The 26,233-nt window shown below is 34.7% G+C and carries 14 protein-coding genes and 1 pseudogene; 5 read left to right on the forward strand and 10 right to left on the reverse strand.

Translation table 11 applies throughout. The features are described from left to right. Window positions 1-2 precede the first annotated feature (2 nt). Entirely contained in the window at window positions 3-1,319 is a 1,317-nt protein-coding gene (locus FTT98_RS08715; protein ID WP_151203561.1) for an ATP-binding protein, read from the forward strand. 16 nt (window positions 1,320-1,335) lie between these two features. On the opposite strand, the gene FTT98_RS08720 is transcribed toward FTT98_RS08715, so the two are convergent. The 7 genes and pseudogenes from FTT98_RS08720 to FTT98_RS08750 all read right to left on the reverse strand — a co-directional run bounded on the left by FTT98_RS08720 (window position 1,336) and on the right by FTT98_RS08750 (window position 9,283). After that, window positions 1,336-2,055: a phosphatase PAP2 family protein gene (locus tag FTT98_RS08720; protein WP_180177273.1), complete on the reverse strand. Its 720-nt coding sequence runs from the start codon at window positions 2,053-2,055 to the stop codon at window positions 1,336-1,338. 39 nt (window positions 2,056-2,094) lie between these two features. Beyond that, the gene (locus FTT98_RS08725; RefSeq protein WP_151203565.1) at window positions 2,095-2,481 is read right to left on the reverse strand and encodes a diacylglycerol kinase; all 387 of its coding nucleotides are present in this window, start codon (window positions 2,479-2,481) and stop codon (window positions 2,095-2,097) included. 206 nt (window positions 2,482-2,687) lie between these two features. Next, a pseudogene (locus FTT98_RS08730) lies at window positions 2,688-2,949 on the reverse strand (helix-turn-helix domain-containing protein). A 240-nt stretch (window positions 2,950-3,189) separates the two neighbouring features. Continuing rightward, entirely contained in the window at window positions 3,190-3,558 is a 369-nt protein-coding gene (locus tag FTT98_RS08735; RefSeq protein ID WP_004974310.1) for an MbcA/ParS/Xre antitoxin family protein, read from the reverse strand. Between the two features lie 90 nt (window positions 3,559-3,648). After that, the gene (locus FTT98_RS08740) at window positions 3,649-6,612 is read right to left on the reverse strand and encodes a site-specific integrase (RefSeq protein ID WP_180177274.1); all 2,964 of its coding nucleotides are present in this window, start codon (window positions 6,610-6,612) and stop codon (window positions 3,649-3,651) included. Further along, window positions 6,609-8,789, reverse strand: a complete 2,181-nt coding sequence (locus tag FTT98_RS08745; RefSeq protein ID WP_180177275.1) for a hypothetical protein — start codon at window positions 8,787-8,789, stop codon at window positions 6,609-6,611. The genes FTT98_RS08740 and FTT98_RS08745 overlap by 4 nt, the downstream gene beginning before the upstream one ends. Further along, window positions 8,786-9,283 carry a hypothetical protein gene (locus FTT98_RS08750; protein ID WP_180110598.1) on the reverse strand — a complete coding sequence of 166 codons (498 nt, stop codon included), beginning with the start codon at window positions 9,281-9,283 and terminating at the stop codon, window positions 8,786-8,788. The genes FTT98_RS08745 and FTT98_RS08750 overlap by 4 nt, the downstream gene beginning before the upstream one ends. 305 nt (window positions 9,284-9,588) lie before the next feature. Here FTT98_RS08750 and FTT98_RS08755 point away from each other — a divergent pair, with 305 nt between their 5' ends. The 4 genes from FTT98_RS08755 to FTT98_RS08770 all read left to right on the forward strand — a co-directional run bounded on the left by FTT98_RS08755 (window position 9,589) and on the right by FTT98_RS08770 (window position 15,397). Further along, a complete protein-coding gene (locus FTT98_RS08755) occupies window positions 9,589-9,834 on the forward strand; it encodes a hypothetical protein (protein ID WP_180177276.1) in 246 nt (81 codons plus the stop codon). 365 nt (window positions 9,835-10,199) lie between these two features. Then, window positions 10,200-11,084: a DUF4007 family protein gene (locus FTT98_RS08760; RefSeq protein ID WP_180177277.1), complete on the forward strand. Its 885-nt coding sequence runs from the start codon at window positions 10,200-10,202 to the stop codon at window positions 11,082-11,084. A gap of 1 nt (window position 11,085) precedes the next feature. Next, window positions 11,086-14,535 (forward strand): hypothetical protein, encoded by a 3,450-nt coding sequence (locus FTT98_RS08765; protein ID WP_180177278.1) that lies wholly within the window; start codon window positions 11,086-11,088, stop codon window positions 14,533-14,535. Next, the gene (locus FTT98_RS08770) at window positions 14,528-15,397 is read left to right on the forward strand and encodes a phosphoadenosine phosphosulfate reductase family protein (RefSeq protein WP_180177279.1); all 870 of its coding nucleotides are present in this window, start codon (window positions 14,528-14,530) and stop codon (window positions 15,395-15,397) included. The genes FTT98_RS08765 and FTT98_RS08770 overlap by 8 nt, the downstream gene beginning before the upstream one ends. Before the next feature lie 267 nt (window positions 15,398-15,664). Here the strand turns inward: FTT98_RS08770 and FTT98_RS08775 are convergent, their stop codons facing one another. From FTT98_RS08775 to FTT98_RS08785, 3 genes are read right to left on the reverse strand one after another with little or no spacing between them, the layout of a single operon-like run. Continuing rightward, on the reverse strand, window positions 15,665-20,122 hold the full coding sequence (locus FTT98_RS08775) for a hypothetical protein (protein WP_180177280.1): 4,458 nt from the start codon (window positions 20,120-20,122) through the stop codon (window positions 15,665-15,667). A 2-nt stretch (window positions 20,123-20,124) separates the two neighbouring features. Next, complete coding sequence (locus tag FTT98_RS08780) at window positions 20,125-20,997, reverse strand: hypothetical protein (protein ID WP_180177281.1); 873 nt, start codon at window positions 20,995-20,997, stop codon at window positions 20,125-20,127. Beyond that, entirely contained in the window at window positions 20,994-26,222 is a 5,229-nt protein-coding gene (locus FTT98_RS08785) for an ATP-binding protein (protein ID WP_180177282.1), read from the reverse strand. The genes FTT98_RS08780 and FTT98_RS08785 overlap by 4 nt, the downstream gene beginning before the upstream one ends. Window positions 26,223-26,233 lie beyond the last annotated feature (11 nt).

A 26,233-nucleotide genomic window follows, 5' to 3' on the forward strand; every position in this document is an offset into this window, starting at 1 on the left:
GCATGAAGCCAAAACGTTATTCCTTACAAAAACGTCTAATTATTTATATTTCATTGTTTAGCGTGGTATTGGGCTGTGTACTAATCTTTGCAGCATACCGGATTGCACTTGAAGAAATTAATGAAGTCTTGGACAAACAGATGCAAAGTCTCGCAGAGCGCATTGCAGAAAATCGTCCAGAACCGCTACAAAGCAAGATCGATTTAGAAAAACAGTATAGTGAGGAAGATTTATTTGTAGATATCTGGTCTTATACACATACTACATTACATCCACAGGATGTTTTGGTTGCATCGGTCAAGAAAGCAGGATTCTATACGCATCAGACCCCTTACGGGACTTGGCTAACTTATATTATTCCTGGAGACCAATTGCAGATCCAAGTGAGCCAGCAAAAAAATGTCCGGCAAGAATTAGCATTGGAACTCGCAGCGAACATGTTTCTCCCTTATGTACTATTTCTTCCTTTTGCTATATTCGGTTTAAGCTGGGTAATTCGGAGAAATTTTCAGCCTCTTAATGATTTTAAAACAGAATTGGCCAGCCGTAAGGCTCAAGAATTAAAGCCGATCGCAATGAAAGATTATCCCTTGGAGCTGGAACCGACCATTCAGGAAATGAATTACCTGTTTGGCCGTATTTCCCTATCACAACAAGAGCAGCGCCAATTTGTAGCAGACTCTGCACATGAACTACGTACACCACTGACAGCTTTGAATTTACAGTTGCAGATATTATTACAGCAATTTCCACAAAGTGATGCCTTGCACAACTTGAGTCAGGGCGTCTTGAGGATGCAACATCTGGTAAATCAGCTATTAAGTCTGGCCAAACAGGAAGTCACAGATGGTTTAACTGAGCCTGTACAATCCCTGTCTCTGAATCAAATGACAGTCGCCTGCATTGAGCAATTGATCCAACTGGCACTACAGAAAGAAATTGATTTAGGGGTGGAGCAGCAACAGGAACTGTTGATTCACGGCCAAGCTTCGGCCTTGCATTCAATTATTTATAACCTGATCGATAATGCGATTAAATATAGTCCGAAGGATGGCGTAATTAACGTATCGATTTTCCAGCAAGGCCAGCAGGCAGTTTTACAGATCGAAGATAGCGGAACCGGGATTGATACTGCTCAATTCAATCAGATTCGGCAACGCTTCTACCGGATACATAATTATGCAGAAATTGGCAGTGGTTTGGGTTTGTCCATTGTAGATAAAGCCACCGAACGCTTGGGTGGAACACTAGAATTTTCCCGAAGTCTCAATCTGGGTGGCCTTTGTGTACAGGTCAAATTTCCTTTAGCCAAAGCCTAAGGGGATAGGCTTAGGGCTATTTGGGCGTTGAGGCTGCTTGATTAAACGCGCTAAGGAACAGTTTTTCTATCTCTAATTTGTGACTAAATAGCGCATAGCCGATAACATTCAGACACCAGATAATCCAGCCAGTCCAAAGGTTATGACTCAGGAAATGCGCTCCACGCATCATTTGTGCCCAGCCCATGGCTAACCCTAAAATTACCGCAGCGATCAGAAAGAAATAAGCCCGCTTGGGGTTAGACATGCGATAAACAAAATAGCCAGCCATTAAGGAAAAACCGCTAGAGGCATGCCCTCCAGGAAAACAGTGGCCAGCAGTAGCACTAAAATCCCATAAAATACCATCATAAGTAGGAATAACCATATTCCAGGGACAGGCATGGGCTGACTGGGATTTTAAAATTCCGATCGAGGCTGTGGTCACTGCTACCATGCTAAAGAAATAGCCAAATTCCCAGCGCCGCGTATGCCAGTTCTGCCATTTTAGTGAGACCTGCCAGCCTAGAAATAATAGGATATACACCAGAATCAGCATGTCTTTAACATAACGATGATTAAGTTCTGCCAGCGCCCAATTTTGCCGAAGGGGAAATTGTCCCTGACCATCGATAAAGGGATAGATAAGCTGTAAATCAAGCACTCCTCCAATATCAAAGAAGTTCAAAAGAACCAAAAAACTGAAACTCAGTAGTAATATTTGATTTAGTAAAAAACGAGATCGCTCTGACAACATTTTAAATATTCCATTCTTGTCGTTGTAGCAAAAATGAGGTCACAATGAATGACCGATTAAAATGATGCCCCAAGTTACGGTAATTAAACTGAGTGCGACAAACTGAGCGGCACTGCCCATATCCTTAGCATTTTTGGATAACTCATGCTGTTCTATGGAAATACGATCCACTACTGCCTCAATTGCTGAGTTAATCAGTTCAACAATCAGTGCTAGCAGGCACACAGCCACCATGAGTGCTTGCTCAGCTAGACTCTCGGATATCCAAAAACTAAGAGGAATCAAAATCAGGTTAATTAGCACGATCTGCCGAAAGGCAGCTTCAGTTCGGAAGGCTGTTTTAAGACCGGCCGCGGAATAACGGGTAGCATTGAAAATACGTTGTATTCCGGAAGTGCCTTTATAGAGTGAACGATCAGGGGACATAGAAGTGATTCAGTTAAGACGAGATTTGATTAATTTAAGTTCTTAACCTTAAAACTCTCTTAAAAATGGATGTCGATTTGATCCGCATTTATCTAATCAGATTTATGATCTAGATGTGTATTTCAATCAGCTTTCATATAAAAAATTAATTTGAATGGATTGGGGAGAATTCACCTTTTGAATGTTTGTGTAAAAAAGCTGTTTATTTATTTGTCATATTCTGAAAATATTTCTTCAATTTCATCCCACTGTGGCAATTTACAATTTTTTTTATTCACTTCGAATTGTAAACCAACACCATCAAGCACACGTTCAAATATGTCAAATGAACCTGTAAAACGGCCATTTTCCATCTCTGAAATTGTTGTTTTATTGACTTTAGTTTTTTTCTGCAAGACTTTTCTGTGTGTGGCCCAATCCTTTTCTGGCCAAACGTATTTTTTTACCTATTTCACCTCGTGTAGCCATTTTTTGCTCCCCAAATTTGTTAGCTATATAGCAAACTTTTATAATGATTCTTGAATGGCTAAATTGAACTTATAAGATTCAATTTAGCCTCGAATTAAGTTAATAGAATCCATATATGTATGGCAGTTATCAATAATGAGGCAGTTGTATACCTCTTGAGAAGAGGAACTTCTTATACCTTAAATTTAAATTATTAGACAAACAATGACTTTTTGTGTGTGTAATAAGGCCTTGTATATCTTAATATTTACCCTGAAGCCGAAGCCCTTCGACTACGTTTAATATAGTAATTAATCCCTGAGTAGTCTGAATCTGTTCTATTGGAATGCCTTTGGTTAACTTATTTGGTGCCTTCATAAAATGCTGCATCCATTTAGCCTCTCCACCTGTTAAAGCATCTAGTGATATTGCAATACGAATTAAAATAATTGCGAGCTCTCCCTGACTTGAATCAGGATCTAACTCAAGCGAATTTAAAGTTTCTATTGAATCTAAATTGAGAATGATAGCAAGCTGGCCCTGTGTCAAACCAAGTTGATTTGCAGATGATAAAACAGCTTTAGCTAATACCTTTTTTTGTTTTGCAATTTTTTCTGGTGTTTTATGCATGACTGATCTCTGTTTCAGACGTTGCTGATATCTAGAGTTTATACTATTTGATTACCATTTCTCATAGTTCAAATTTTTATTACAAACAGCTTAAAGATGAGAAACTATCATGAGATACATCAGTAATTTGAATACCCCAAGTGCTTTTGCCTCTTTACCTTTGAAGCAGAATTTAATTCGCCTTTCATTTTCATTCAGGCTGAAGTTTTCTGCCCGTAATGTTAAATCCTGTAATGTCTTTTTGAGCTCTGTCTTGCTCTGCTGAGAGAGTTCTAAATGAAGATATTTTTTGGGAAATAAGCTATGAATAAAAGAAAGAAGTTTCTTCAGTTGCCGTTTTTCATTCAGTTCAAAAATTAACTGGGCTGAATTTGGCTGAACTTTTTCAAGATAAATTGAGTAGATCATATGAAGCTGTTTTTTATATTTACTTTGTACATTTGCATAACGCTCCTGGACATGGTGAATGACCTTTTTCTCCTCCTGATTGGTTGGCAACATGGTAACTAATGCAGCAGGAGTTTTCCTTAAAAAATCTGTGGTAAATAACCTCGATGATTTTTTTTGGTTTACACAGGAGGTTTTCAAATGCAGGGCTCTGGCACGTAATTTTTGCGCGATTTGCAAAGGAATGCCTTCAGGTAACAGAAGATCTTGCTCTTTTTCTACTGCAAGAATGTGATGCAATAATTCAAAAGTCATCTCTGAGTCATGAGCTCCTAGCATCAGTGAATCAGGCGATTTCTGTTGTTCTGGTTGATATTGATGATCATGTTGCCTGTAACGGTCTTTAGTGAGTTGATCAAATAAGAATTGCCTGATGGCACGTTGCTGCACAGGATATTTAATATCGTCATCATGTTTCAGAATATTAAAGTACGCTTCTTTAGGAAGCGGGCTTTGTATTTGATTCAGCTGATAAGTGATCGCCAGATGCATTAAATGCAGATAGCTTGAACAGGTTGTTTCAGGTGTCAGATGCCCGGCAAAATGCGAGAGGGCATACCAAGTCTGTTGAGTATTTCTATTTCGTAGCAAAGCATAACGAATGCGTATTTGCTCATGAGTGTCGTAGTCAGTAAATGCATCTGCAAGTTCTGAGTTCTTTAAAATGAGATAAAGATGATTAAAAGCAGAGTGACGCAAGCTATGATAAGTAAAGCTATGTTCTTCGAATATAGGTTGAATCAGTTGCTTGAGCAGTGAGTTCACTTCATTTTCATGACTTTCTTCCAACGACTGTTTTAGGAACAGCGGTTGTGCAAGTGATTTTCCTTGTTCTTTGAGAAGACGTTTTCTGTTATTAATATACGTTTTGAATGCGTGTAATTCGTCTGCTTTAAGCAGATGATGAAGAGGAATCTTACGGTAAGCTGAATAACTTTTTTGATTTTTACTGCGATTATTGCGAATAGTTAACATCACAGCATCTTCAGTAATAAGTAGATCCCGTACAAAGATATTTAATGTTTCATTAATCCGTAATCCAGCTCTAAATCCCAAGATAAAAATCAGTTTAAACATATTTTTATCCTGAACTGAAATACCTTGATGGTTTTCGAGCTGCTGTAACATGCTATGAAAAAGATGGGGTGAGATCAGCGCAGTTTTACAAATTTTTACCTGGATTAAATTATCTAAATCGACGGTGGGCGCACTAAAGAATAAGGTCTGTTTGTGATGGAATTCTTGTAGGCGTTTTTGTATAGTCGCTCGAGTCGTTTCTTTCTTTAATAAAATCATTTCTCCATACATATCTTCAAAATCGGCATTTGAGAATGATGAAATATCTTTATCTTGCGTTGCCTGCAGCCAATGAACAGCAAATTGTGAAAACATGGTATTTAGCGAACTTTGCTTAACAGGCTGAAAATCTGCTTGTATAAGCTTGCGCTTAAAACGTTTCTGCTGCTGAATTATTTGATTTAGGCAGTCCAGTTGTGCCTCTGTTAATTTTGAGCGCAGAATGGTCCATATCAGCAAACGCTCTAAGGCTGGAGATAGTTCTCTAGAATATAATTCTATGAGTTGATCTTTATAATTTTTTGCACGAATGGCTTGACGTATTCCTATTAAAGTTTCTGCTATATCTAATGTGATCTTGACTTTAGAGTGAGCCTGACGATTTTCATAAGTATTCTCAATATAATTGTTATTAGTATGCGTTTGTTCAAACTGAACAAAGTAAGCTGCTAATTGTTTTTCAAGTGGACTAGAGCTGTAAATATCATTTTTTAAAATACAAATTGATATTTGATCTAGGCCACTGTTTGTTAGGAACTGTGTATAGTAAAAACCATATTTTAACAGGTCTTTATAACGTACCTTTTCCTCAGGAAAGCATTCGATGAGGCAAGTGTTGATCACTTGTTCTGCATCATTAATATCTGAAAATAAATCAAATTCCTGATGTTTGAGCCTGTATATCCAGCATTTCACAATATCGTTTAACACAAATGTTTTTGTATAGCTAACTGAAAAATCGGAGTTATTTATACGTTGATTACCAAAATTTCGATTTGGGATCTCTAGTGAAACTAGATGATTCAAGTTTAAAAAACTTTGAAATTTATGCGTTTTTAAAATAATTTTTAAAAACTTCTGCACTTCGGTATTGTTATAAATACCATTGAATAATATTGTGCTCATTAAACAGAAGCCGAGTGATTGTGTCGGGCTGAAGTCTTTGGTATTGGCCCAATAAGCAATCATATTTTTAGCAAATTGAGTCACCCTTTTACCATTTTTTAAGGTTTCAATATTCTGCTGTGGTAGAGTTCTCTCATGTCTCACAGGAGTGGCGGGCACCGGATAGTTTTGATTCGATAAGCGATTAAAGCGCTTAATATATTTAGCAAACTCTATACGTGCCATCTGATAGCTACGGATATTTGACTTACAGTGTTCTAAAAGCTGATTATCAACTTGGCGACAAATTTCCGAATAGTTTTCAGGCGTCAGCTCTGTACATTTCTCGCTAAACAAGTTCAGAAGAAATGCTTTGTTTTTTCTATGCTTTTCTATTCTTTTGAGGGAGTGTGGATGTTTACTCATTCAATTAGGAACCCATTAAATGTAGACATACTTTTAAGCTTTAAGATTCCGACCAGCTTGTCTTGCGCTGCTCGAATATGATCGTAATCAGTAGCCTGAAAACCCGAATAGCGATCAAAAAGTTCCTGCATGGGGCCATCGTGACCAAAGATGCTATTCAGCATATCTTCATCGCAGTGCTGTGCAAAAAAATAGCGAGCGAAATGGCGAGTCCAATTACGTTGCAAACCTATTTCTGGACTGTTCTTTTCAATATCGGCAAGTTCTAAATTTCGGATATATCCCTCAGGCCCAAAACCTAAAAGGAAAGGGCGCTTACCATCAAAAATTTCTTGAATTAGTTCTGTTTTAACTTGGCTAGCACAAGCCTTCATAAGGTGCTGAAATTGTTTTAAGTATTTTAGATAAGACTGTATTTCATCTCGAAGAAAATTATTAAATGGCAGGTAGCGCCCAATGGTACCCGAATAACGTTGCTCTTTATCTGCAACAGCCACCAAACGGTTGTCGAGATCAAGATAATCGAGATTCGGGGGAAAGGCTTCATTTGGTCGGGCAGATGTCATAATCATGCAAACGTACCATAGCCAAATTGAATAATATTTCAGTGTTTTAAAAGGGTTAGGGTTACCCCGAACTTGCTGGTCAAGCTGTTTAAAAAAGGATTTAACCAGAGGCAGGTCTGGCGTTTGCTGACTACCAAAAGTAACAGGGGACTTAAATTCTTCGATATAACTAGTGTCGAGCTGCGGGCAAACCAGATAAAGTGTTTGGCTATAAATATCGAGGATATCAACAATTTTCATTGAATAGTAATGGCCTGGGGTGTAGCTATTAACGTTTTCTCCGCTAAGTAATTTACTTTCCAATTCATATCCGAGTTCATTCAACGTGATATCGCTAATTAAACGAGGAAGGTTTCGAGCTGTTAAATGAAAAGTAAGGCCGTCACTGATTCTACGTAAATATTCTTGTACATCTGAAGCAATATCAGCTTTATCCCACTTTTTTAGTTGAAAAATCTGATCAAAATAAACTTTGGGTAATGGGATTGTAAAAGAGTTTCCCTGATTCATCATATATTCTTTTAATAAAGCATCTTTAAACTTGGAGCTATCAAAGCTTTGCCGAAAATAGAAATTTTCAGGACTAAAAGTAATTTCTTTTCTTTTTGAACTCAGACGGAAATGTTTCCGAAATACTAATAGCTCTTCATAATGCGTCAAACTGAGTACTGAAAATAAAAGCAAGGCATGAATTGGAGAGGTCTTTGCCTGTTCAAACAAAATTCGCATAATATGCTGTGCGGTAGGCAAATCAAAGACACGAGGATTTGACTTGCTCATTAACTGATTCTTGTTTTGATGCAGAACTTTGTTCTTGAGATTATTGACCTGAGCTGTAATAGAGTATTGCTCAAGTTGATTAAATTCAAAATTATGATCTTCAACTTTTTCTATAGTTTTATCTTCGCGCGGTTGTTTGGCCGTACCTTGTTCAAAATGAGTCTGATGCGTTTGTTCATCATCGAGAGATATTGTTGATGTCTTTTGAACATCAGTTTGAGGAGGTTCTTTGGAGCCCGAACTGCTTTGGCGATTTCGTTTTAAACGTTCAGACTGAGTAAAGACATATTGATAGATCACACGCAGATTTGCCAGCTGGCTAATTCGTTCTTCATCTAAATTTGGTATTGAGCGATTAATTAGCTCTTTATTTTCTGTTTCAGCTTCTTTTAGAAGTTTAACTAGCTCTTCTAATTCCATTGGAAGAGGAGATAAGAAATTGTAAAGCCAATAATATTTCTGTTTTGTGCTAGCTAAACGAAAACGCCTACAAAGATTAACTATGGTAGCTGAATGTCCTTTGCTGTTGAGTGATTCAATACATTGAGTATTGAAAATAGCCCATTTCAGCGCGTTTGATTGATATGCTGATGGAGTGTTGATGACTGCAATAAGGTAATGAACCAGAGGATACTCGCTGACTTTTTTATCAGTCAGGCTTTGAGCTATAAAAGTATTAAGTTTAGTAATTTCATATTGTTGAATGAGGTCGTTGAGCTTGATTGAGTTCTGATAATTTTCCAGCTTTGCTTCTGCCAATACTTGGTAGAAGTTTCGAAACGGCTCAAGCTTTAATTCTTGAGTATCTTCTAAATAACTATATCCATTCATGATGAAATTCCAACCAGAATTTTTTCTAATGAAATTGGACCTGCATAATCTGAAAAAGAACTTACCGGGCTTTGGGATTTGGATAGTCCTGATAATTCTCGCAGTTGGTTGATAGTTAAAATTTTATGACCGAAAACTTCTTGAAGATGGTCAGGTCGGTATTGTTCATTCAGCCAGTATGCAATGATATCTAAGCCCTGAATTGAGTGATGCAAACCAGAACTGAGTAAGCTTCTTACTTCATTTAGAGCCTGAATGATGGATTCATATGAATTATTTTTCTCGTAAGCTTTAAACTTAAATTGAGTTTTATTCTTATTGTAATAATAAGCATAGATCCAGCTGAAATGGCTACTAAAAAAATAGTGATCTGGTTTATCGGTAGTAAGGAGAGGGATATCTATATTTTGTTTAAAAGTGAAATCCAAATGATAGTTTTGCTGTTTCTCATTAAGCTGAAAAAATAGAGCAATCCAGATTTGGTAGGCCTGCATACACTTTGGATAACACATTAATTGCAGGTTTTTTGCAGATACGCGGTAATTTGGTGTGCTTTTGTTCTTTCCAGACATACAATGATGCTTTCCCATATGTGCTAAATAGCTAAAAATAAAACAATATATTCATATTTTTTTAAGTAGGGGAGCAATGGCTGAATATACCATATATTGTGTTGTAAAATTATAAAAAACCTATATATAGTATTTTTGATCTTTTTTAATGGTAATTAAAACAAACAGGAATCAATTTCTGATAAGTATGTAGACAAATTTAACTTGATTGATATCTGGAGCCGTATATGGAAATTAAACAACTGAAACAGGTAGAAGTCGTTACAGATGTTGTATGTGATGTATGTAATCAATCAACTCAACTAGAGTTTGCAACCTTATCAGCAAATTGGGATTATGGCTCAAAGCATGACGGGGAAAGATATGAATTGCAGTTATGTGAAAAATGTTTCTTTTATGCTCTGGCGACATTGAAAAAAGAGCGAGCAGATGAGTTTATGTTTGATGGAAATTTTGACCCTTTGACCCTTTGACCCTTTGACCCTTTGGCCCTAGATGGGTTTGGGTTGAAGTAGGTTTAATAACATTAATATGAATCTAGCGATTAAATTTTTGAATGAGCGATGGGAATCGTAGAAATATTTTATAAATACTTTCAATGGATTAAGGTGTTTTAGTTGTGAGTAAAGTGTAAGTAGCCTACTGTGGACATTCATACTATTTTTTACTTGTATGAGAGCAGATGTATAAATATCTTGGATTAGCATATTAATACTTAAATGTACAGCTTAGAAAGACAAGTTATGTCGTAACAAAGGAGTTATTCCTTGAATAAAATTATAATGATGTATAAGCTACTGGAGATAATCTTCCAGTAAATTTACTTTTTAAGATAACTATGAGTTTTACGCTACGTTTTTCAGGTCATGAGACCTTTGCATTAAGATATGGTTGGTTGAATAAGTCTTATAAATTCTTGAATTATAATGAAAAAAATGAAGAGAGTCTGGTTGTTGACCTGGGTGTAGGTAAAAATATGGTCAATAGTATTAAGTATTGGACTGAGATAGCGGGTCTCAAACCTATTAACGATACATCTTCTAAAGAAAGATACCTCTCAAGCATAACAAAAATCATCGAAAACTTAGATCCCTACTTGGAAAAACCTGAATCAAATTGGTTGTTACACTATTTTATTCAAAAGAATTATTCAGAGCTTACTTTCTCTCGATGGTATTTCAATTTTTCTAACTCACAATATTTTACTAAAGAAAATCTGGTAAATGAACTTAAAGATTGGCTACTAGCCGAGAATCAAAAAATTTCTGCGATTGCTACGCTACAAAAAGATTTTGATTGTTTTATCTTATGTTATGCAAAAAAATTAAATAAATCCTTCAAAGGAGAAGAGTTTTTTGTATCACCTCTAAATGAATTAAAGCTCATTTATGAAATGGCTGGAAATAGTTATATTTCTGATTTTAATGAGTATAAAGAAATTAAAATTGAAGTATTTCTATACTGTTTAGTTGATTTTTGGAAGATGTATTTTCCAGATTCATCCACTATTAGTGTAGATAGTATTTTGACAATGCCAGGTAGCCCAGGTCGTTTATTTAGAATTAATAATTTCGGTATAGATAGTTATTTAAATCAATGTGCAAACTTAGATGTACGTTTTTATTGGTCAGATAATAAAGGTATTAGAAGCTTAGCTTGCGATGATATCCGAGCGATAAATCTAGATAATCTTTTAGAAAATATTTATAGTGAGACCAACTGAGATGAAAACACATAATTTGAATCAGTATTACCAAGTTAATGTTAATCATCTACTTTCTACACGTTTAGATGCTAATATATCCAAAGATTTTTTTGAAAAAATCGTATTTCACGGCACAGCGTATAATGCCTTATCTACATTAGTTTCATCAACAAGCTCAACGTTTACTGTTACGGGAAGTTATGGCACGGGTAAGTCTACTTTAGCTGCGATATTGACGGGATATATTCATCCTGATAGTGAAGTACGTAGTGCTGTTAAAAATTTGATAAATGATCCAGAATTGGACACAAAATTAGAAAAAGTTTTCTGTACAAAAGAAATAGATACTAAACCATGGCTTGTCATTAAAGCTGTAGCAGGTGTAGTAGAACCAATTGAACTTCTACGAAAAGCTATTTTAAATGCAGTAGAAACTGCTGGTTTATTAAATTACCTTCAACAAAATATCGATATAGATGCTGATGTAAAGAATGAAGAGCAACTATTAAACTTTATTATCATTAGCTTTGGCCTCTTAAAGGAAAAGATTTCTGGAACTTTATTCATTTTAGATGAAATGGGTAAATTATTAGAAACGTTTGCGAGAAATTCAGGAAATCTACATTTTTTTCAAGACTTAGCTGAAAAAATTAAACAGTTATCTACACAAGAATGTCCGTTTGTATTTGTTGGTATCTTACATCAGTCTTTTGCTGATTATGCAAGAGGGTTAAATCATCAAATTGCTCTAGAGTGGTCGAAAATTCAAGGTAGATATATTGATATTTCATATCGAATTTCCCTGGATGAGTCTATAGCTCTTGTTTCAAAAACGATTAAAAGAACAGAAAGAGCGTTGCCAGATACAATTGAAAACAAAAACCAAGAGTTGATTGATAAAGTTCAAAAATTTATTGGATCTAGATTACTTGATCATAGTCCAAAAGTTAAAGAATATTTTTATAACTCATTGCCTTTACATCCTCTGTCGTCAGTTTTGCTAGGCGCCGTTGCTAAAAGTAGTTTTAGCCAAAATGAACGAAGTATATTCAGCTTTTTAATGTCTGCAGAGCCTTACAGCTTAAGAAAGTTCTTTGATGCAAATACGTTACTAGAACAAAAATACTCAATTGTTGATCTATGGGATTATCTAAGTCATAACTTAGAGCACCAAATTTTAAGTTCGAAGGAAGGGCACGATTGGGGGATTGTCGAGCAGTCGCTGACTCTAGTGAGCAAGAAACTAAATGAGGAAAATAAGACTATTGCACAAGCGCAATTATGTTTTAACCTTATTAAATCAATTGCAATGATGAACATTTTTGGTAAGTCTCTCGGCGTATATCCTACAAAGGGGTTGTTAAAATACAGTTTTTATTGTGATGAAAATCAAGGGGAATTGATTGATGTATATTTAGATACATTAGTGGATTGGAAGATTTTAAGATTTTTGAATACAACAAAATCTTATGTAGTAGTAAATTCTTCATCTATTAATATTCAAGAGTTAGTAAATTCAAAGCTAAAAAATTTGAGTGAAAACCAAAACTATTTGGATTTAACCGGGTATAAAGAAAACATTGTACTGGCAAAAAGGCATTATCAAGAAAAAGGAATTATGAGATGGATGGGGAAATTTTTAATTCATTCATTAACTAATTTACACACTATAGAAAATCATAGTGTGAATAAAGCTATTGCTAATTTTATTCTTCTAGCTAAAGAATCACTATCTGAAAAGGATATAAAAGAGCTTTCTAAAAAATTTCCAAAATATATTTTAGCCAAGACAGATGACTATAAAGAAATAGATACTTGGGCGAGAGAGCTATTTGTATTACAACAGATTAAGAAAGATCAAACCATGTTGATGTTTGACTCAGCATCAAACAAAGAATTTGATGTGCGTTACAATCATGTCTATCAACAATTAGATAAGCTTTTTAATCAATCTTTTGATTCTGTTAATTGGTATTATTCAGGGAAAAAATATGAAAAAAACCAATTATCTATTATTGCATCTGATATAGCAGATAAGATGTTTTACCTCTGTCCTAAAGTTTTTAATGAGCTCGTTGTTAGAAATGAAATTTCCAGTTCAGCAGCCTCTGGGCGCAGAAAGCTTTTAGAAAGAATGCTCCATAGTCCAGAAATGGAAAATCTTGGGATTGAAAAATTTCCTGCGGAGAAAGCGATTTATTTGTCTTGTTTAAAACATTTAGGTATTCATCAGTTAGATACAAAAACACAGCAATGGGCTTTTGTTATTCCAAAGCAACATGAGGCAAAAGACTCAAATTCACATGTTTTTTTAGAAGAAGGTTTTAAGGTCATTAAAGAAAATAAAGGTTTAATGACACTTTCAGATTTTTATGAAAAAGCAAAATGGACAGTTGCACCTTATGGTCTACCTCAGGGTGTTTTGCCTATATTTGCACTCGCTTTATTACAAGCGAAAAAAGATATGCTTGCTTTTTATGACCAAGATATTACGAATGAGTTTCGTTTTATTAGTGACATGGATGAAGAGTTTATTAATAAGTTAGTGAAACGTCCTCATGAAATCGCAATCAAATATGTAAAAGGCCAGGTTGAGAAACAACAGTTTATTGATCTTTTAGCAAATAGTATTGAAGAAAATTATGAAAAGCCGATAGAGGCTTCAGCTTTACAAGTGGCACGTTTTATTGTTTCTACACTGATGAAAAAGTCAAAATGGGTTAAGCATTCACGAAATAAGGACTTTTTCAGTGAGAAAACACAAAAATTACGGGCAGTCATTTTAACGGCAGATGATCCTTTTAAACTGTTATTTGAAGATTTATATGACTTGTTAGATGCTGAAAATGCAAAAAAATATTCTATTAAATCAGATATGAGTAGTTTATTTTTAGAATTAGAGCAAGCAAAAAGTCGATTGTTGGATAAGTTTGAAGCTGAGTTAAAGCATGAATTAGGAAGTTTAACTCCGGAATTACTTGCCCAAGCAGAGATTATTAGTCATTCTGCAGCGGATTGGCAGCTACAAAAATTTGCCTTTCATTTAACGAAAAGTAATGACGCATCTAAGCAATGGCTTAATAATATCATTACATTATTGTCACAAATGCCTGAACGAGACTGGACAGATGATAGCCTTAAAAAGGCATTTCAAAATATTCCAAATTATATACAGCGTTTTAAACAACTCTGCTTTTTCGTTAAAAATGGTCATCCTCAGTTAAATATGTTGGATGAGCAGAAGCATTTGGCAATTATTGTGAATACACCTCAAGGTTTTGAGGAATATAATCGTGATGTGCGCATTACCTCTGAAACAGAGGAGAAAGTATCATCTACGATTAGCTCATTTAAAGAATATTTAGATAGCCATGATATAAATAAAGATACTAAAGCGATTCTTTTATATGAATTATTAAAAGAGTATCTAGATTTAGCCCATTCTGAAAAAGGAGGTGAACATGTCTGACAGAAAAGTAAAGCATGTTCTTGGTCTTTCTGGTGGAAAAGATAGCGCAGCTCTCGCGGTATATATGAGAGATCACTATCCTGAACTAGATATAGAATATTTTTTTACGGACACAGGAAAAGAACTTCCTGAAGTCATGGAATATCTTAATCAGTTAGAGTCTTATTTAGGTAAACCAATTTTACGTTTAGGTTCTGATAAAGATTTTGATTATTGGTTAAGAGAATACAATCATTTCCTACCTTCAGGACATCAACGTTGGTGTACGGTACAGATGAAATTGGTTCCATTTGAGCAGTGGGTTAAACCATTTTTAGATGATGGCTATGAAATTATTAGTTATGTTGGTATTCGTGCAGATGAACCTTGGCGTGAAGGATATGTTCCTACCCAAAAATATTTGACGACTAAGATGCCATTTGCTGAAGATGGTTTAGTGAAGCAAGATATTATTGCTCTATTAGAAAGTACAGGTTTAGGACTACCAAAATATTATGAGTGGCGTTCACGTAGTGGATGCACATTTTGTTTTTATCAGCGGAAAATTGAATGGGTACGTTTAAAAGAGCGTCATCCTGAAAAATTTGAAGAGGCAAAAGCCTATGAGAAACAATTTGAAGATGATAAATCCACCAATGGTGAAACTTATTATTGGATGGGGAAAGACACGCCATTAAGTACACTTGAAGACCCTAAACGTATTGCGCAAATTAAAGCAGACCATGAAAAAAAGATGGAAAAGTTTAAGAAAAAACGCCGTCGTAATATGCTGCATGATGATCAGTTAATTGAAATGGTTGATCTAGATGCAATATATGATGATATCGAAGGTGGTGGTGCTTGTGTAACCTGTTACAAGTAGAATGCTGCAATAGGGTTCAGCAGATGTTTAGGTTTAGAGAATTGATGGCTGAATTACTTGCTCACGATCCAAAAGATGGATCCATTTAGAGACAAGATTTGTATTCAATCTATGTTGTAAATCGTAAGCATCTAGTGAAGCCCACTTGAACTCAAGCGGGCTTCACTAGATGCTATACCTTATAGGATGAGTTTATAAGGCATGTTCAGCAACTGCTTACGAATAATAATTTGACCCTATGCCTGAATAGGCATTGTCAGGATTTTTTTAATTCACCATAGAAAGTAATTTCTGTTTTAACTCAGGGCTTAATGTATTAATACGCTCCGCTAAATCCTCTAATGAAATTAAATCTAAAGCAGAAGAAATTTGTTTTTGCAGTGTAAAGATCTTTTGCTCTTGTTCATCTAATAAAGGTAAAAGTATTTGAGGAACACTATTCAGCTTTGTGCGTAATTGCATTAATTCTGCTTTGTGTGGAGATGTTGATATCAACTCACGCTCAAGATTTGTAAACCAATGTTGAAAATGCTGCATATGACATTGATTAAACTGTTGAAGGATTTCTTGATTTAATACTTGTAAAATGCTGATTTGGTCTTCGTCGAAGATTTCTGGTGCGGCTTCAATTTTTTGAACAATTGTTCGTAGAATGGAAATATCTTGTTGTGTGAAAGAAAGCTCATTTTGTGTTTGGGTTAACCAATGTTCTGCGATTGATCTTGCTCTTTGTACATATTCATCACGAATAGGTTCAAATACTTCTTCAACAAAATCCCATTCAGCATCAATTTGTTGTTCACTTAAAAAAGCAGAAATTGCCTCATGATCTTTGGTAATCGCCTGGTTTAAAAAAGCATATAATTTTTGACTAGATAAACCCTGTGTCATCCAAGATTGAATACGATCAAAGGCGAATTGCAGCTGTTTCTGAATTTTTAATATTTCATCATATTCATCAGTTGAAACAAAGAACTTTAAAAGCTCTTCAGCATCTAATAAGCGAATTTTTAAATCATTTAACTGATTAAAACCGCCATATAAATTTGTAAAGTGTTGGCTCGCATCTGTAATGCTTTGTCTAAAAATATTTTGGACTGCGCGAATACCATTTTGTTTTTCAACAAGTGTTTGTGTTGAGTCAAAAATTGATGGTTTATTGTCAATATCAATTAAAAGACGATCACCTTCCTTAATCAGAATTTCTAGATCTTTCTTCTTCATTGTTTGATTCGGTGAGGTATAAATATAACTTTCGATATCTTGAAGAAGATATTTGAAGCGTTCCTTTTCCTCAACTCTTTGAATCAACTGTGCTGTTTTATCCTGTACTTTATTTGCTTCCTGTTGCATTTGTAAACTACTAAATGCACGTTGATAGTGTTCTGATTTTTCACGGAAGTTAATAATTTCATGATGAGAGGTGAGAATGATATTATCAAGAAAGCGGTTGAATTTTGTGGATAAACTATTTTTACCTTGTGATATATACTCATGTAAAGATGTTGATTTTGTTGGTAATTCAATATGAATTTTTTTAAGATCAATATCTTTCGCTATTTTAAGTAAGGCTGAGGTTGCTTGCAGAAGTTTGCTATAGTCACGAATATCCGAACTTTCAAGACCTCTAAGCATTTGTGTAAAAATAGCATCAAACTTATCTTGTTGCTTTTTATGCTCTTCATAGGTTGTTTTAAATTTATCGAATAACAAATTATATTGAATTTCTAAATCTAACGGAATCTGGTCTACTTTCTTTTTATTTTCAATGGATTGAAAGATATCAATAATTTTTTTTGGATGTGATTCTTGGCTCCATTGCTTGAATAGTAGAATCCATTCATCACGTGTACTCATTTCCATTTTTTGCAATTGAGTATGTGCCAAAATATCTAAATTGAGTAAAGTCCCTGTTTTTTTATTTAGAACTAAGTTCAACCATTCAGTAAGATTCTTTGGTTTACCTTGATGAAGGATTCGATATTGTGGTGTTTCTTGTGCAAGGTAGATACCTAGAATGAGTGCAAATGAGCAGTCATTTAAACCATAACTTGGCATCACAAGTTTTTGATACAGCGTTTTTAAATCTAAGTCAGGTTTAATCGCAAATGTTGTTTCTATAAAGTCATATAAGCTTTTAACATTTTGTTGTTGGGGAAGTGCTAATTTCCCCGTGATGGTATCTATAGCTTGCCAATTTTTTTTAAATAGAGTGTCAAAACGGTTTTGTAAAGGTGTCTTTTGCCCTTGTAACCATGCAATAGAGAATTGGCGATTCACCATAATACTAAAGAGTGCTGCAATATCTGAGGGTGCTGTTGCAGTATTTAAGCGGAAGCCATCAAAAACAAAAGGAATGGTATTTTTATAGTTATGCTCAAATAATGCTGTTGCAACATTTTTGAGTAAGCCTAGAGGTAAATCTGGATAGTGAGGTGAGAAAAATTCCTTTTGTTTCATTAGTTTTGATGAGGTATTTTTTAATACAGTAAGTACATCATCTTTCTCTTCTTGTATAAAGCGCATAAATTGTTGCTGATCAGCAGCAGACATTATTTCAAAAGATTTAAGACGTGCTAAAGCAGTACTGAGTTCATCATTTTGATCATTGAGATAGCAAAATAAGAAAGGTAATTTAGTTAATTTATATTTTGCTAAAACTGTTTCTAGCATGTGTTGGATTTTAGCTTGATACTGCTCTAAATTTTGCTGACTATTGAGATAGATATAGATGATACGACCTTTAGCATCTTTATAGGTCATATTGTTCTGCCAATCTTGAATCAGAATTTCTAAATTTTCACATGAAATTTGTTCGGCAACATAGCTTTTAGGTTGGAATACCCAATCAGGAGTTGAAATATTGTGTTTTTGTGCAAAGTCACACTCAACGTGACCTAAACCAATATCATAAGACTTGCTAATAAATAGCTCACCAATATCCTGTATTGTGAATTGAGCCGCTGTTTTTTTCATCCATGCCGTGAAACTTGCACGACTTGCTCCATCGGTTAAGAGCTCATACCGCCCTAAGTCTGAGTTCCATTCAGTTGCACCTAATTCAGACAAGTTTTTGATTTGTTCTTGAAGCTGAATGGCATCAAAATTTGTCAATTCTTGTAGAATTTCATTGGCTTGAGATTGATTGAGTTGACGTAATTTGAGGGTTTCTAAAATCGCAATAGCAGTTAAAGTTTTTGAATTATTTTTTTGAAAACCACTGTGAAATTTTTGTAAGAGCATTTGCAATGTTTCAATAACATTTGCACCTGTATTACGCTCAGCTGCAAGCATCTCATCAAGCAAATAATCATGTACAAGGTCAGCAGCCGAAACTTGGAAAAGTTGAGGTTGATTGAAAACATCTAATTGTGCAGATTTTTGTAGTAAATCTCGGATGAACGTCAATGCAGATCGTGATTGTACAGTATGGTCTTGGCGTGTGAGTAACCATGTGGCAAGCGGATGTAATGGCCAACAACCTTTTGCAATAACTTGATTAAATAGGTTTTCATCATGCCAAACAGGGTATAGTTTGGTTTTAGGTAAATACTGTGCAAGACGTAGCCAAGATTGATGGAAGTTATCTTCACTTGGATATTGTTGAAATAAGCGAGTTAATTCTTGCGTATTTTTTTGAATAAGATTGGCAAAAATAGTTTCTAAATTTGAAGAAAGATGTACTTTATTCGCTGTATCAAAGCGTGTGATATAGCGTTGTAATTGTCTAGAATCTTTGGCGTTAAAGCGTTTGAGATATGTTTTTAAATCGTACTGAATAAAACCAACAAATCTTATTTTATCAGCATTATCTTGAATGCCTTGGAAAATTTGTTGTAGTGAAGAATCACCAGCAAGATCAGGTCGGTCTGCGGCATATTCAAGATATCGACCAAACTCATCAAAGAGTAAAATAATATTTTCGAAAGGTTTATCTATACCACAATAGGTGTCACATAAGGTTTGTAACAGGTCTTGTGCAGATTCTTGACCTTCTACAGGAATAGCACTGCCTGTTACATCTAAGAAAATTTGATCGACTGCGGTATAAACATCTTCATTATTTTCTGCAAGTGCCTGCAAAATTTGTGCTTGATCAAATTGAGTTAAGTTTTTTTGAAATTCTACAGCGTAAATCTGATAGCTGCGTTCAACAAAACGTTGTGCTTTATGAAAGCGTGGAGATAGATCACGTACAGCTTGGGCATCAACAGCATGGATTTCGAGTTGTTTTAGTACAACTTTATTGAGTTGATTACCGAGGTGAAAATTGCCCATACCATCTAAAGCAATAATTAAACTTGGTTTTTTTAGATCTTCAAAACAATTTTTTGCACGCTTTCCAAGTGATGCATCTACACGTTCGATATGCGTTAAAATAGTTTGAGCTAAGGGTGTATTAGGTTTTGATAGTAGTGTAGCTAAGGTAACTGCTAGATGTGATTTACCTGCACCATATCCTGCTGTTGCCAGCCAGTAAGGATTATCTTCTCGACCTTGTTTTGCACGTGAAAGGCTTTCGAGCAATTCAACAACAAGTGAAGCGGTGTCTTTAAGTAAATGTTGATCTTGTTCATTGACTGCGCCGTGGTAGTGAGGACCATGAAAAATAAATGATTCTGCCGCAATATTGGCTTGATCTATACGGTTTTGAAACCAGCCAAGTTGTACTGCACCCTCAAAAAAACTTTGTTGATTAAACTGTACTAATTCTTGTAATTTCATGATTATACAAGCTCACTAAAAAATTCTACTAAAACACGATCAGTAGGAAGCAACTTAAGAATAAGTGCATTTCCTGTTAGGCGATCGACTTGAATAAACCCTTTTTCTGCCATCCAATCTAATAAACGATTAAAGTGCTTATTGGACCAATTCATTAATAAATTCCAACGCGTTTGTGTCAAAAAATCATCAAAACTAATTTGTGTCTGTGATGAAAATAGTCGGTCCCATTCAAGGAATAAAAATGAACTGTAAGCGGGGAAAAATTTATATTCTAAAGGTGCAGTTAAGCGTTTGATTTCAATTTGCGTTTGAGCTTGTTCGACCTGAAATACAGGGATTTTATAAAAAGGAGCATCTACATTATTTTGATCATAACTTGTAAGAATGAGGCGCAGGAGCTTACCTAGATATTTTTGATCACCACGTTTATCTTTTACATATTGTTCAAGTTGATCTAAATTAAATGTATCTGAAATTTGATATTTACTAGAAATACAGACATCAAACCAAGCGGCATTTAGACCTTCTTGCAGTTGTTGTGGGTCAACACGATTCATCATTAAATGCATCATGAATAAACTCACATCTTCATTTAACATGCTATCTTCTTGCAAAATAGTTTCAGCTAAAGGTGTTAGTTTTAAAGTCCAAATACCTTGTGTTTTTGCTGCAAAAAGCAAACCACTACTAAAACCGTAAGAGATCGTAGGTTCGACTTTGCCTGAGCTAGTACCCGTAGGAATACCTGTTAACTCTGAAATTTCATGTGTTGTGCCATTTAAAATATGATATTCATGAGTTTTAATGAGTAATTTAGCAAGCAGAAGTGGTTCTAACTTGAATGTTTGTGGAAAATTGTAAGTGAGGTTCATAGGTTAAAACCTCGTTGTTCAAGTGCAGTGATGTTGGTAAGGATAATTTTTTCGGTTAATTGATGATGTTGATCTTCGACATAACCTAAATAATAGCATTGTCCTTTTTTGAGTTGATTTAATCGATCACGCCAATCATGGACACTATAGTCGGAGTTCACTTGACTCAAGAGTTTAGCGAAACTATCAACTTCGGTTGTTGCAGGTTTAAAGAATAATTTCGTTGAAGCTTGGAAAAGACGATCTTTTTGCTCTTTATCAAAATTACTAATGGTTTGCGTTGCCAATACTAAACTAATACCAAATTTACGCCCTTCGCGTAGCATTTTATCAACAGGCGAGTCTGGCGCATGATCTAAGTTTTGCATTTCATCCAGCACGATAGTTATGGGTTTATCTTTGCTACCATGTTTTTGTACATAAGCCCAAATATCCCAGAGAATAAATTCAGTAATAATTCTTTGTAAGTCACGAGGTATGTTCGTGAGCTGAATGACTTGAACCGGGAACTCGTTACGAAGTTTATCTTCATATAAGTTTTCGGATGCTTCTGTATCAAAACAATTCACTTTAACAAGTGTTCTTATTTTATTCGCGACACTTTCACCACGAGCACTATCAGTTTCTAAATCTTTTAAGAAGTCCGTTAAGTGATATTGAGGATTTTTTTCTAAACCTTGTTCTAACACTTTATCAATAATGGCTTGTTGCTGACTTCCGAAGTCTTTGTAGACAGAGCAGAGAATATTTTTTACCCGTGTCGCAACATTAAAAGCCTTTTCTTGTACCTCTACTCCTGGAGCGATTTCATTACTATAGGTTTTAAAAGGATTAATCGGTAATGGATTGACAATCACATAATAGTCTTTGGGTTTACATACTTTTTGATAGATGTTTTCTGTATGATGCGTTAAGAATCCATCTGTGTAATCTACAATAAAGGATGATAACCCTGTCTGAGCAAGTTCAGATAAAATGCATTGAATGGCATAGGTTTTACCCGAACCTGAAGAACCAAAAATCATCATATGACGGTTATTTAATTGTTTATGATGAAATGGCCAATTAACAGGAGTCAACATTTTCCCAGTTGTACCAAAACAAATATTTTGTTTGATACTTTGTGCTGGTACAGGTTGATCAATGTCCTCAACTACAGTACTTGGGGAGGTTGATGATAGTTCTGTTGAAGACGTAGAATCTTCTATTGTTTGAAAATCAGTTAAGTCTAAATCAGAGCCTGATGTTTGTTCTTGTGACTGTTCTTGATTGAATGTTGAAATATCCTCATGTTTTACAACATCTATTTTTTCAGTTGTTGTAGGTTGTTGAGTATAAACTATCGTGTGAATATCTTTGATATTCGTTAATTCTAAATCCATACCCTTAAGTAAAGCCTGTTCAAAGCTCAAAGCAGAATATTGATGAACAAGATATTTTTTTTCATTGCCATGCAACGAATCATGGGTAAAGAAAAATTCTTTGATGTCAGACAAATTCTGTTTTGTTTCAGTATTACAAATCACAATTTCAGATGACCAGTGAATTTGGTAGTTTCCTTCAGAAAGTTTTTCGAGCGCAATATTCAAGTCATCTAAACGGACTTGAGCTCGATCAAGTTGAGCACGCAATACAAGGGCACGATATAATTGTCCCCACCAATAGCGACAATCATAACTGTTACTTTGTGTTTCATTAATTGGAGTAAATAGTTGTTTTAAATGCAATAATCCTGCTTCTATTTGTGCTTCAGCTTTAGTTAATAATGCTTCTACTTCAGCCCCTACCTTTGCTTCAATAATTTTTGCATGAATAATTGGTTGATTATTTTCACCAATTTGCAATGCGATTTTAAGCAAATCAGGGCGGTATTCTTGATCGATGAACCAATGAGGGAAGGCATCTAAAGGAATCCATTGTTCAAGAATGGCTGCGTCTGTGCAGGGTGTTGTTTGCATACAGAGTGCATAGCCATATAAGTTACGAATAATTTCTGATTCACCTAAAATAGCTTTGATAGAAGCAACACCAGACAGACCTTCATTGAGTGTAGTAATTTTTTCTACAAGAGGTTTTAAATTGCTTTCACGTAAAAATGGCATATTTGCAGAGAGATGACGACGGATTTGTGACGTCAATAAGCCATGGGCTTTTTTGTCAGCAGAAACTGTCACATTGAGTTCACCATACGCACCATAGCCTGAACTAAAGCTGATGACTTTATGGGTATGTTCAGTTTGATGTAATTTTAATAAGTGATGATCAAAATATTGATCAATATTCACCACCCATTGCGCCATTTGATGTAATTGTTCGATCAATTGTTTTGAGTTTTCATCATATTGTGTTTCTGAAATCACAAAAAATTGTTCAGAGTCCTTACGGTCTGTGACTTCTAAGCGAGCAGTTAAATCACTATGTTTGGATTGAACTTGAATTCGTCGATTACTGAGAAGAAGTTGACGACGATCAGCAGTTTGTATGTAAGTTGGTTTTGGATAATAAATAATTGGGTAGACATTTAAACGGTTTGCCGAAGCATCAAATTCATAAATAGGCGCGGCTTCTGTTTTACCAATTGCTTGAGATTGCAGAAAATCAAAGTTAAAGGCAAGATCATAACTTGTCCAAGGATATAATTGTTTGTCGGCGTCAATTAAGAGTCGTTGCTGAATGGTACTACGTTGCGATACAAAATGATGGATACGCAAATTTAGTTTCTTATCAAGTTTACTAAATAAATCAAGCAAGTGACGATGCCAAATTTGCAAACTATTTACAGCATTTAGTTGAGATAAGCCCACCGTATAGATAGTTAAGTGGACGGTATAATAAGGTGTAGAATTTTTATCTTTTAATATTTCTTGCTTTAAATATTGCTGTAAACCTGAAAGTAATGCTGATAGTTTAGAAACATTAATTGCTAAAATACGTAAACCATTACTCACATGATGATTTGCTAAAGCATAATCAGTTAAAACATTATAAATAATATCTTGTTCAGGTACTTTTTTGATAATTTCTTTGACGTCATCATCTTCGTCAATATCATTATCTTGTAAGAGTGCTTGAATAGATAAGTCTAATTCACCTGATGGCTCACTCCCAATAAAATGTAACCATGAAAATGATTTAACTTGTGTGCTAATGCCTTGTTTTTGTTTTAAGGCTAAGAGTGGAGATTGAATCTCGGCAAGGTTACAAATGCGGTCATAAGTGAACGTTGTGGGTAAATTTTCTGATTCTTGATGATTCAGTTCAATTGCTTCATTAATGAATCGAGTTTGTGCTTGAATGAGTTCAAATACACTTGGATGAAATGCTGATAGTAAAACTTGATTAATATTGTGTAAATCTAAGCGTTCAGATTTTTCAATAAAACAGAATGCATAATAGACTCGTTCAATTATTTCTTTCGCTTCAAATGTTGCGATAGTTTTGAGCTTTTCACACAATTGCGTATAGGCTGTAATGAGTAAGTGCGATTGGGTTTGTGCAAAGTAACGCCCATGATCCAAATAGTTTTGAATAAATTGAATATAGTTGGTTTTTAACAGTAGACAAAGCTCATGTATGTCAGGATAATTTTCTAAAGAAAAGTCATGAAATACGTCATGCATCTTCATTTCATTTAAACCTAAGCTTAATAAACGACATGCTTCTTGCTCATCGGTTGCATAATAAATTGCTTTAAAAACTTGCTCAGGTAAACTAAATATAGGCAAAGTATATGGGGTGTTAGATTGAAGATGACGATGTAAAATATTGGCTAAACTGACATGAATACGTTCAACTTGATATTCTGAAAATGCCCATTTGAAGGCATATTCTTCCTCATTTTCTCCTGAAATCGTGACTTTAAATAAGACAACAGGATTTGTCGTTTTAAAAGAATATTCAACAGTATCTTGATCATCAGATGTTAATAGGGGTGAGCAAACCAGTTCAACTTCATGGAAACCTAAATCTAAGTGATTGATTTGCTCTGCAATGCCTCCTAATGCACTATGTAAGAGCATACGGGCAAGGGCTTCATGAGCAAGATTCTGTGTTGAATTATTGTGATCAGATAAATCATGTTGGAAGTGTTTAACTGCAATATTAATCTGTGTTACTTCTGAAAAATCATTATTTTTTTGATATTGCTGTATAGCAAAGTGTAGACCTTTTTGAACTGCCTCAAGGCTATGTCCACGGTATAGTGGAATACTTTGTTTAGGTTCAGAAGTTTTCTCTTCTTTTAATCCTAATGCTTTTACAAGGGGTAATAGATCAAGATGTTTGAGGTAATCTTTTGCTTCAGGGTGTGCATTAAAGATAAAAGCTTCAACATTCTCCAAATATGCTTCTACCTCTATTAAAGATACTCCTTCTATGTCTTGAATTTCAAAATGATCTGCACTTAAGCTTTTGTGGATTTTTTGGAAATCATTTTTTTTACGGGCTTTTGCTTTATAACGAGCATGGCTGATAAATTCATAAGCATTTTTTAAATATTGCAAACCTTTTTTGCTTTGAAAAGCTTTTAGATCATTTTCGATATTTAAGTAAGGAATACCAATTTTAGGCAGTACTTTGAAAAAATATGAAAAAATATCATTGAATTCAGTTGGATCCTTAACATCAGTAAAGCATTGCATGAGCAATTGGCTACGTTGATTGAGTGTTAAAGGAATTAGTTGATTGACACGCTCAAAGGTTGCATTGAATTGTTGAAGTTGCGATTCAGAAACATAAATATCTATACTTTCAAAAGCTGTTGTTAACCAAGTTTGATATTTTTTATCTAAAGATAACCAGATTTTTTCATCGTCACAAATAAAGAAATCCGATAAACCACCTTTGTCTGTCGTATGATCAAGCCCGACTAAAAGGATTAGTAATTGATCAACTTGTTCATCATTTAAAGTACGATTACGATACCACGTAAGTTTATCTTCATAATCTAACCAATTATTTTTTGCTAAATCAGAAAATGCTTGTTGATCTAAAGAATTTAGATCTTGATTTTCCCAGTATTGAATAAGTCCATGAGCAACCTTGAAATAGTTTTTAAATTGATCACTCAAGGGAAGTACTTGATTTAAGTGGGTAAAAATAGTGAAAACCTGATGAGGCATTAAACTTTGTGTTACGATTCTTAATTCATTGGTTTGCAATAAATTTTCTTGAATCGTATTGACTAAAAAATTTTGATAGCTTTCTAAAAAAAAGTCGTTATTCATCTTTGTTCTCA

This window comes from Acinetobacter sp. YH12039 (assembly GCF_013420015.1).
Classification (GTDB): domain Bacteria; phylum Pseudomonadota; class Gammaproteobacteria; order Pseudomonadales; family Moraxellaceae; genus Acinetobacter; species Acinetobacter amyesii.

What these genes read in the sequence shown, in the direction of transcription:
- FTT98_RS08715 (WP_151203561.1), top strand. Translation starts at nt 3, where the DNA reads ATGAAGCCAAAACGTTATTCCTTACAAAAACGTCTAATTATTTATATT.
- FTT98_RS08720 (WP_180177273.1), bottom strand. Translation starts at nt 2,055, where the DNA reads ATGTTGTCAGAGCGATCTCGTTTTTTACTAAATCAAATATTACTACTG.
- FTT98_RS08725 (WP_151203565.1), bottom strand. Translation starts at nt 2,481, where the DNA reads ATGTCCCCTGATCGTTCACTCTATAAAGGCACTTCCGGAATACAACGT.
- FTT98_RS08735 (WP_004974310.1), bottom strand. Translation starts at nt 3,558, where the DNA reads ATGCATAAAACACCAGAAAAAATTGCAAAACAAAAAAAGGTATTAGCT.
- FTT98_RS08740 (WP_180177274.1), bottom strand. Translation starts at nt 6,612, where the DNA reads ATGAGTAAACATCCACACTCCCTCAAAAGAATAGAAAAGCATAGAAAA.
- FTT98_RS08745 (WP_180177275.1), bottom strand. Translation starts at nt 8,789, where the DNA reads ATGAATGGATATAGTTATTTAGAAGATACTCAAGAATTAAAGCTTGAG.
- FTT98_RS08750 (WP_180110598.1), bottom strand. Translation starts at nt 9,283, where the DNA reads ATGCAGGCCTACCAAATCTGGATTGCTCTATTTTTTCAGCTTAATGAG.
- FTT98_RS08755 (WP_180177276.1), top strand. Translation starts at nt 9,589, where the DNA reads ATGGAAATTAAACAACTGAAACAGGTAGAAGTCGTTACAGATGTTGTA.
- FTT98_RS08760 (WP_180177277.1), top strand. Translation starts at nt 10,200, where the DNA reads ATGAGTTTTACGCTACGTTTTTCAGGTCATGAGACCTTTGCATTAAGA.
- FTT98_RS08765 (WP_180177278.1), top strand. Translation starts at nt 11,086, where the DNA reads ATGAAAACACATAATTTGAATCAGTATTACCAAGTTAATGTTAATCAT.
- FTT98_RS08770 (WP_180177279.1), top strand. Translation starts at nt 14,528, where the DNA reads ATGTCTGACAGAAAAGTAAAGCATGTTCTTGGTCTTTCTGGTGGAAAA.
- FTT98_RS08775 (WP_180177280.1), bottom strand. Translation starts at nt 20,122, where the DNA reads ATGAAATTACAAGAATTAGTACAGTTTAATCAACAAAGTTTTTTTGAG.
- FTT98_RS08780 (WP_180177281.1), bottom strand. Translation starts at nt 20,997, where the DNA reads ATGAACCTCACTTACAATTTTCCACAAACATTCAAGTTAGAACCACTT.
- FTT98_RS08785 (WP_180177282.1), bottom strand. Translation starts at nt 26,222, where the DNA reads ATGAATAACGACTTTTTTTTAGAAAGCTATCAAAATTTTTTAGTCAAT.